7 protein-coding genes are annotated in these 7,966 nt (G+C 65.1%); 3 read left to right on the top strand and 4 right to left on the bottom strand.

All coding sequences use genetic code 11. The annotated features are described in order from the left end of the window. The coding region (locus AC1DW2_RS23275; protein WP_477007187.1) for an LVIVD repeat-containing protein at positions 1 to 1,033 on the bottom strand (1,033 nt) is incomplete at its 3' end. Positions 1,034 to 1,104: 71 nt separating this feature from the next. Beyond that, the gene (locus AC1DW2_RS23270; RefSeq protein WP_477007186.1) at positions 1,105 to 3,012 is read right to left on the bottom strand and encodes an acyl-CoA synthetase; all 1,908 of its coding nucleotides are present in this window, start codon (positions 3,010 to 3,012) and stop codon (positions 1,105 to 1,107) included. A 247-nt stretch (positions 3,013 to 3,259) separates the two neighbouring features. Here AC1DW2_RS23270 and AC1DW2_RS23265 point away from each other — a divergent pair, with 247 nt between their 5' ends. Together AC1DW2_RS23265 and AC1DW2_RS23260 are read left to right on the top strand one after the other, a co-directional pair. Then, a complete protein-coding gene (locus tag AC1DW2_RS23265; RefSeq protein ID WP_354130326.1) occupies positions 3,260 to 4,372 on the top strand; it encodes a SecDF P1 head subdomain-containing protein in 1,113 nt (370 codons plus the stop codon). Between the two features lie 259 nt (positions 4,373 to 4,631). Then, positions 4,632 to 5,438, top strand: a complete 807-nt coding sequence (locus AC1DW2_RS23260; protein ID WP_071912420.1) for a Crp/Fnr family transcriptional regulator — start codon at positions 4,632 to 4,634, stop codon at positions 5,436 to 5,438. A 14-nt stretch (positions 5,439 to 5,452) separates the two neighbouring features. Here the strand turns inward: AC1DW2_RS23260 and AC1DW2_RS23255 are convergent, their stop codons facing one another. Together AC1DW2_RS23255 and AC1DW2_RS23250 are read right to left on the bottom strand one after the other, a co-directional pair. After that, positions 5,453 to 6,094, bottom strand: a complete 642-nt coding sequence (locus AC1DW2_RS23255) for a glutathione S-transferase family protein (protein WP_354130327.1) — start codon at positions 6,092 to 6,094, stop codon at positions 5,453 to 5,455. Between the two features lie 297 nt (positions 6,095 to 6,391). After that, positions 6,392 to 6,943 carry a cytochrome b gene (locus AC1DW2_RS23250; RefSeq protein ID WP_354130328.1) on the bottom strand — a complete coding sequence of 184 codons (552 nt, stop codon included), beginning with the start codon at positions 6,941 to 6,943 and terminating at the stop codon, positions 6,392 to 6,394. A 169-nt stretch (positions 6,944 to 7,112) separates the two neighbouring features. On the opposite strand from AC1DW2_RS23250, the gene murI reads away from it, so the two are divergent. Beyond that, a complete protein-coding gene (gene murI / locus AC1DW2_RS23245; RefSeq protein ID WP_354130329.1) occupies positions 7,113 to 7,910 on the top strand; it encodes a glutamate racemase in 798 nt (265 codons plus the stop codon). Positions 7,911 to 7,966: the final 56 nt, after the last annotated feature.

Here is a 7,966-nt window from a genome sequence, read left to right as displayed (position 1 = left end):
TCGCACAGAAGTCGCGATCGCGTGGCGTCGGCAGCGTCGCGATCGGCACCGGATTTTGCGGCGCGCGCACGTCAAGCACGAATGTATGAAACAGGCCCTTGGCGCATTGATCCGCATTGGCTTCATCCGCGACGATGGCGAGCTGACGCTTGGGCAACGGCAGCGGCGTATGCGTGCCGCCGGAGAAGGGCGGCGACCAGTTGATGTGCGAGAGCAGCTTCGGATTGGCGGGATCGCCGATGTCGTGGATGGTGAAGCCGCCGTCGCGCCAGGCGGCATAGCCGCGATCGCCCGCCGTGATCATGTGATGCAGCGCAAAGCGCTTGCCCTTGGGCGTCGCCGGCTCGCCGGCTGCGCGGTTCATGCCCGGCAGCCACCATTTCGCGACGATCTCCGGCTTGGTGATGGTCTTGAGATCGACCACGCAAAGGATGTGGTCGGTGAAGCCGTCGAAATGCGCCGACACATAGGCATAGCGGCCGCCGGGCCACCACAGCCGGTTGATGCCGAAGCCCGGCATTTCGAGGAACGCGACCTCGCGCATCTCGCCCGGTTTCGAGATGTCGTGAATCGACAGGCCGGAGCGGAATTTCTTGGCCTTGGTGATGCTTTCGGCGAGCGAATTCTCGAAATAGCCGCGCATGCTGTCGTAGGACTGCATCGCGACGATGTTGGCGCCGTTCGCAAGCAGCAGCAGGTCTTCCGCCACCTGCAGATGGTGGGTGCGGGTGTATTGCCCGGCAGTGAAGAAATTGACCGGTTTCAGTGCGCGCGGATCGGATGCGTCCAGGATCGTCACGCCGTCGCTGAACATGTGTCCGACATAGACGTGCTGCCGGTTGAACATCACCTGCACGGTGTCGGGCCGGCCGCCGACATCGCTGTACGAGATATGCTTGATGCCCTTGCCGATGCCCTCCGGCGGAATGTCCGGCTCTGACGCCCATACCGGCCGTGACAATCCGGACAGCGCAGCGGATCCGAACACGGCCGACAATTGTTGAAGGTGACGGCGGCGAGAGAGTTCAGGCATCGGCTTCCCCCCATTTTTTGAGAGGATGATGCGCGCTCGCGGCGAGGCGCGCAAGCCTCGCGTGCCCTTACCTACGCCTGCACCACCTCGTGCCGCATCACGAACGGATCGAGTAGCGTGTGCACCTCGCCAGCGACGAGTTCGCGCTGGTCTGCCGGCAGGCCCGCGAGCGTCACAGTGGCAATCGAGCCGTGGCTGCCATGCGCGCCGACCTTCACCTTGCAGTCGATGCCGCGCTCAGTGAGCGGCGACAGCACCTTGGCGAACACGCGCTGCGCGGCATCCCAGCGCAACTGTGGCTTGAACACCTTGCCGACGCCGGTCACCGGCATCGGGTCGATCGGAATGACCTGCACCGGAACGGCGGCGCGTTCCGGCGTCCGCTCGCGCACCCAGGACTCGAGCTCGCCCGGCTGAACGGTCGCGCCCGGCTTCAGTTGCACGTAACCGACCGGCAGCTCGCCCGCATAGGCGTCGGGCTGGCCAACCACGGCGGCGAAGCCGACGGCGGGATGGCGAAACATGATCTCCTCGATCGGCGCGGGATCGATATTGTGCCCGCCGCGGATCACGAGATCCTTGGCGCGGCCGGTGATCCAGAGGTAGCCGTCGGCATCGAGACGCCCGAGGTCGCCGGAGTTGACCCAGACCTCGTCGACGAACGCGCCCTCGTTGTGCTCGTCGTTGAGATAGCCGCCGAACACGCCGGGCCCGGCCATGATGACGACGCCGATCTCGTCGGCTGCGCAATCGCGGATCAGGCGGCCGTCGGCATCGAGCTGCACGATGCGCACGCGCGCGTAAGGCATGGGAAGGCCAACCGAGCCGAGCCGGATCGGCCGGCTGGGATAAGCGAGCGTGTGCACGCTCGAGGTCTCGGTCATGCCGTAGACCTCGACCACCGGCAGCTTCAGCTTCTCCTGGATCGCCGAGCCGACGGCGACGGGAATCGCCGAGCCGCCGCCGGCGGCATATTTCAGGCTGGAGATATCCGCATTGCCTTGCGGCACCGCAAGCGTCGCCGCCAGCACCGTCGGCACGCTCGACAGCGCCTCGGGCTTGAAGCGCTCCACCAGCCCCCAGATGTTCTTCACCGAATTCGGGTTGCGCCAGCCGCTCGGCGACAGCACGACCAATGAGCCGCCGGCGGACAGCGTCAGCAACACCTGCGTCAGCGATCCCCCGACGTGGAATAGCGGCATGCCGAACAGCATGTTGGCGCCGGGCTTCGACTTCAGCAGCAGATTGAGCGCCCAGGCCTGATAGACCTGATTGGCGTGGGTGTGCCGCACGAGCTTCGGCGTGCCGGTGGTGCCGCCGGTGTGGAAATAGGCCGCGATGTCGCCACCCAGAATCTTGCGCCCGCTGATAAGCCGGTCGGACGGCTGCTGCTTGATCAGGTCGTTGAAGGCGAAGATGCCCTTGTCCGGATCGCCTCCGCCGAACACCTGCACGACCGTCTTGAGATGTTTCAGCTGCGGACGGATCTGCTCGACCTTCTGCCAGATGTCGGTGCCCGGCATCGGCCCGAGCGCAACCAGGACCTTGGTGTTCGCGGCCTCAAGGATCTCCGCGATCTGGTGCGGCTCGAGCAGCGGATTGACGGGATTGGCGATGCCCGCGGCCTCGGCGCCGAACAGCGTCACGAAGGCGTCGGGCACCAGCGGCAGCATGAAGCTGACGACATCGCCCTTCTCGACGCCGAGCGCGTGAAACATGTTGGCGGCCTGCGTGACGCGCGCGACGAAATCGCGATAGGTGACCATCACAGGCGTATCGGCCGGATCGGCGTTTTGCAGGAACTGGATCGCCGCACCGTCGGGGTTGCGCGCCGCACCGAGCCTGATGGCGTCATAGGTGCTCTCGGCCGCGACGCGATCGGCGTAAGGGACCTGCTCGAAGGCCCGGACCTCTGCGTCCGTCGCGAAGTCCGGATAGTCGTTGCCGATGAACCGATCGAGCGCGTGGATGCCCGCCATGGAATTCCGTCCTCCCTCAGATGCATTTCCCCGCCCCCTGTCTTTTGACATTTTGGTCGGCGAGGCCTCGGCCGATAGCCGGTCGAGCGCCGACAGAATGATGGATGATTGAGCGTTCGTCCATGGCCGAACGGCTACGGCCGTAGCACGCGTCTTCGAGGCCATTGAACCTCCCCGCCCGATCCGGGGACCAAGAACATGCATCGGACTCCCCTGCCAGCGTCCTGCCGCAAGACTTGAGGAAATCATGACCACGCCCCCGCGGCACCGCATCACACGGCTGATTGTCGCGCTCGCCGTGACCTCGGCGATCATGACTTCAGCGATCATGACTTCGGCGATCGTCCTGCCGCGCGCGGCGCGCGCCGAGGACGGCCAGTTCGACAAGATGCGTGCCAGGATCGCCGCCTTCGTCGCCGACAAGATGGAGAAGCTGGGCGGCTCGCGCGTCGTCTACAGGGTCGATACCGACGGCTTGCGCGAGAGCGTCGTCACGGATTTGCGCGACGATGTCTACAAGACCCTGCGCGAGGGCAAGATCGCCTTCTCCGGTCTTGCGATCCGCGACGCCGGCGTGGAGGTGAAGATCGCGGATGCCAAGGGCCGCGAGCAGCTCGCACGCAAGCTCGCGTCGGCCGCGGAGGGATTGCCATCGCACGCGCTCACGGTGACCGATGGCGGCGACGGACTGGTCAGGCTCGCGCCGACCGATGCCGCATCCGCGGCCCGGCTGCGCGATCTCGTTGAAGATTCCATCGCCATGATCGAGCAGCGCCTCAAGGATGCCGGCATCAACCTCGCCAGTGTCCTGCCGGATGGTACGGATCGCATCCGCATTTTCATCCCGGGCATGATGGAGCCCGCCCGCGTGACCGCGGTCTTCGCCAGGAAGGTCAAGGTCAGCTTCCGCCTGATCGACGTCTCGATGCCGGCGGAGCAGGCGCAATCCGGCACGCCGCCCACGGGCACCGAAGTCCTGCCCGGCTTCAAGGACGAGCGCCATTACCTGGTCGCCAAGGACAGCGCGCTCGACGGCGACGACATCAGCTATGCCGGCCCGGGATTTGCCAGCGGCACGAAAGACCCGATCGCCTCGTTCCGCTTCAACGGCCGCGGCACGCGGCGCTTTGCCCACGTCACCGAGGAGAACATCGGAAGGCCCTTCGCCATCGTGCTCGACGGCAAGGTGATCTCCGCCCCCGTGATCCGCGAGCCCATCACCGGCGGCTCCGGCCAGATCTCCGGCAATTTCACCCTGGAGGAAGCCAATAGCGTCGCGATGCTGCTGCGCGCCGGTTCGCTGCCGGGGCACCTCGACCTCGTCGAGCAGCAGGTCGTGCAGCCCGCCGCCAAGCCGTAAGGCTGGTCGCCCTGCGCCCCGCCCCGTCGGGGCGCCACGGTCCACGACGCCGAAGCCCGCGCCCCGGGGGCCCCGAATCACGGGCGCGCGACGGCCATGCGCACAACCAACGGGCAATTGCCGAAACGCCCGATCAGGCTAAAATTTGCCTCTTGCGGCATGGCGGCCGAAGGCTTCATTTCAAGCGGTCGTCATTCGATTTCGGCTATACGTGTCGAGCATACCGACCAGGACTGAAGGCCTTACGCGGGGTTAGTACATGCCGTCCGGCAGCGCAGACATTTCCTCGATCCTCGACCGCATTCTCGATGCGGCGACGGACAACCTCAGGATCGCAAAGATCCTGGTCCAGATGGGCCTCGATCCCAACAACGTCACCTACGACGCGATCTTCAACCGGTTGCTGGAGATCTTTGTCCAAAACATTACGCTGGCCAATCTGTTCGCCGCGGTCGGCGCCGGCTTCTTCGTCGCCACCCTCCTGATGCGGACGATGGTGCCGCTGCGCGTCGCCAACATGGTCGGCTGTGCGTTCTTCGCCGTTTTCGGCGCGCTCTCGGCCAACGTCTCGACCTTCCTCCTCTATCTGCTGCTGCTTCCGATCAACGCCCTGCGCCTGCGGCAGATGCTCAAGCTCGTCAAGAAGGCGCGTCATGCGGCCGAAGGCGACATGTCGATCGAGTGGCTCAAGCCGTTCATGACCGAGCGCAGATATCGCAGTGGCGATACGCTCTTCAAACTGGGCGATCCCGCCAAGGAGATGCTCCTCACGGTCACCGGCAAGTTCCTGGTCAAGGAGATCAATGTCGAGATCGGGCCCGGAGCTCTCATGGGAGAGCTCGGCTTCCTCACGCCGGACAACCGGCGCACCGGAACGATCGAATGCGTCGAGGACGGACAGGTGCTGACGATCACCTATGACCGCTTGCTCGAGATCTATTTTCAGGACCCGCAGTTCGGCTATTACTTCCTGGTGCTGACCAGCCAGCGCCTGCTGCAAAACATCGACCGCTTGCAGAAGCAGCTGGCGAGCGAGCGGTCAACGACCACGAACCGGATCGCGTGAACCGGCGCCGCGGCTCAGCTCAGCAGCAGCGCCATTCCCGGATCGCCCTTCTCCATCGCGCGCCGGTAGGCCGGGCGGGCACCGACGTGGCCGAGATATTTGATCACATTCGGGCAGCGCGACAGGTCATAGGGCTGGAAGTGGCGCATCGTGGTGAGCGAGAAGCCCATCATGATGTCGGCGGTGGTGAAGGTGTCGCCCGCCAGATATTCGGCGTCGCGAACACGCGCATCGACCAGGTCGAAGGCGCGGTCGGTACGCCCTCTGCTCGCGACCAGCATCGGATTGTCCTCGGCGAGCTTGAGCCGGTTCAGGATCATCAGCCGGCCCATGCCGGCCTGCAGCGTACCGTTGGCGAAGTGAAACCAGTACAGGAACTGCGCGAAATCAGGATGATCAGGGCGGAGCGCAAGGCGTCCATCGCCGTATTTGGCCATGATGTAATCGACGATGGCGCCGGACTCGGCGAGCACGAGGTCGCCGTCGGTGATCACGGGCGCACTCCCGATCGGATGCAGCGCCTTGTAGTCGGGCGGCGCCAGCATGGTGACGGAATCGCGCGCGTAGCGCTTCAGTTCGTAGGGAATTCCCAGTTCCTCGCAGAGCCAGACGATGCGCTCGGATTGCGACTTGCCGAGATGGTGAACGGTGAGCATGGCGTCTCCTGCGACCGTGAGTTGGACCTGCCGTGACGCCGCATCTTAACCCGTCGTTGCGAGCGCAGCGAAGCAATCCAGACTGCCACGCGAAAGACTCTGGATTGCTTCGCTGCGCTCGCAATGACGAGGTGGAGAGAGCATGCCCTGACACTTTGCTCTCGTGCCCCGGACGCAGCGCAGCACGAAGTGATGCGCTGCAGAGCCGGGGCCCATGTTGCGGTCGGTACCGTGGCCTCCTGGGTCCCGGCTCTGCGCAGCAGCGTTGCACGCTGCAGCGCGTCCGGGACACGAGACCTACCCCGCCTCGTCCGTCACCATCCGCGCCACGACGCGGTCGCGGCGGATGAAGTGGTGCCAGAGGGCAGCGATCACGTGAATCGCGATCAGCGCCAGCAGCACATAGGCAAAGAGGATGTGGCGGTCCTCATAGGCGCCCGCCGCCGCACGGTCGGGAGAGGTGAATTGCGGCACGTGAAACAGGCCGAAGAAATCGGAATAATCCGGCGTACGCGCGCCGGAATGCGCCCAGCCCAGCATCGCGACCAGGATGACCACGAGATAGAGCGCGCCGTGGCTGACATGGGCCGCGATCTTCTGCCAGCGCGAGGTTTCAGGCGGCATCGCGGGCGTCGGGTTGACGGCGCGCCAGACCAGGCGCAGCACGGTCAGCAGCAGGATCACATAGCCGATATCGGCGTGGATCGAGCGGTAAAAGAAGCGGTCGGGACGCGCCGGGATGTGGTTCATCCACCAGCCGAAGCCGATCATGGCGAGGATGGCCAGCGCCAAAATCCAGTGCAGCCACCGGGAAACGCTGCCCCAGCCGTTACTGGTATTTCTGATCATATCGGCTCTCCGGAGTTTTGCGGATATGTCCCCGTCCGCAGCGCAGCTGCTGATAGCGGGAACTTGCGGCAACCGTGAAATTGAATCGTTCCAAATTGGTCCCAAGCGGCCCCGCCGCAAAACCGCCCCAAAAACCGAATGGTAACCATGGTGCCCTTAAGGTAGCGACGTGACCTATTCCCCGACGATCCTGGTGTTCGATTCCGGCCTTGGCGGACTCACGGTGCTCCGCGAGGTCGTGGCCGCGCGCACGGACGCGCATTTTGTCTATGTCGCCGACGATGCCTTCTTCCCCTATGGCCACCACAGCGAGGACGAGATCATCGCCCGTGTCGTGCCGCTGATGGGCGAACTGATTGGCACGCACGATCCTGACCTCGTCGTCATCGCCTGCAACACGGCGTCCACCCTGGTCCTATCTCACTTGCGCGCCGCTTATTCCCTGCCCTTCGTCGGCACCGTGCCGGCGATCAAGCCCGCCTGCGCGCAGTCGAAGAGCCGCCGCGTCTCGGTGCTCGGCACCAAGGGCACGGTGAAGCGCGAATACACCAAGGCGCTGATCCGCGATTTCGCGCTGGGTTGCGAGGTGACATTGGTCGGCTCGCCCGAGCTCGCCTCGCTGGCAGAAGCCGCGCTCAGCGGCCATCCGATCAGCGACGGCGACATCCTCGCCGAACTCGCCCCCTGCTTCGTCGGTGATCCCGCGGACGCGACATCGCGCACCGACACCGTGGTGCTCGCCTGCACGCACTATCCGCTGCTGCTCGACCGGATGAAGACGCTCGCGCCCTGGCCGGTCGAATGGATTGACCCCGCGCCCGCCATCGCCCGCCGCGTCTCCGACCTGCTCGGCGCGCAAATCGGCGGCATCGCGCAGTCCGGCGCCGAGATGATCTTCACCTCGAACCGCGTGCATGGGCTTTCGGCCACGCTGACGCCGTTCTTCGGCGGACGCGCACTGGTCTGACCTTGCGCCTCGACGGCGCGCTGCTAGGTTTCGCCGTCGCCATCTTCGCAGGTTCA

Source organism: Bradyrhizobium sp. P3_C3 (assembly GCF_056402655.1).
Note: the sequence above shows the minus strand (reverse complement) of the source record. Positions and strands in the feature narration are given on the sequence as shown.

Coding starts and splice junctions, on each gene's coding strand:
- AC1DW2_RS23270 (WP_477007186.1), bottom strand. CDS start 3,012: ATGGCGGGCATCCACGCGCTCGATCGGTTCATCGGCAACGACTATCCG.
- AC1DW2_RS23265 (WP_354130326.1), top strand. CDS start 3,260: ATGACCACGCCCCCGCGGCACCGCATCACACGGCTGATTGTCGCGCTC.
- AC1DW2_RS23260 (WP_071912420.1), top strand. CDS start 4,632: ATGCCGTCCGGCAGCGCAGACATTTCCTCGATCCTCGACCGCATTCTC.
- AC1DW2_RS23255 (WP_354130327.1), bottom strand. CDS start 6,094: ATGCTCACCGTTCACCATCTCGGCAAGTCGCAATCCGAGCGCATCGTC.
- AC1DW2_RS23250 (WP_354130328.1), bottom strand. CDS start 6,943: ATGATCAGAAATACCAGTAACGGCTGGGGCAGCGTTTCCCGGTGGCTG.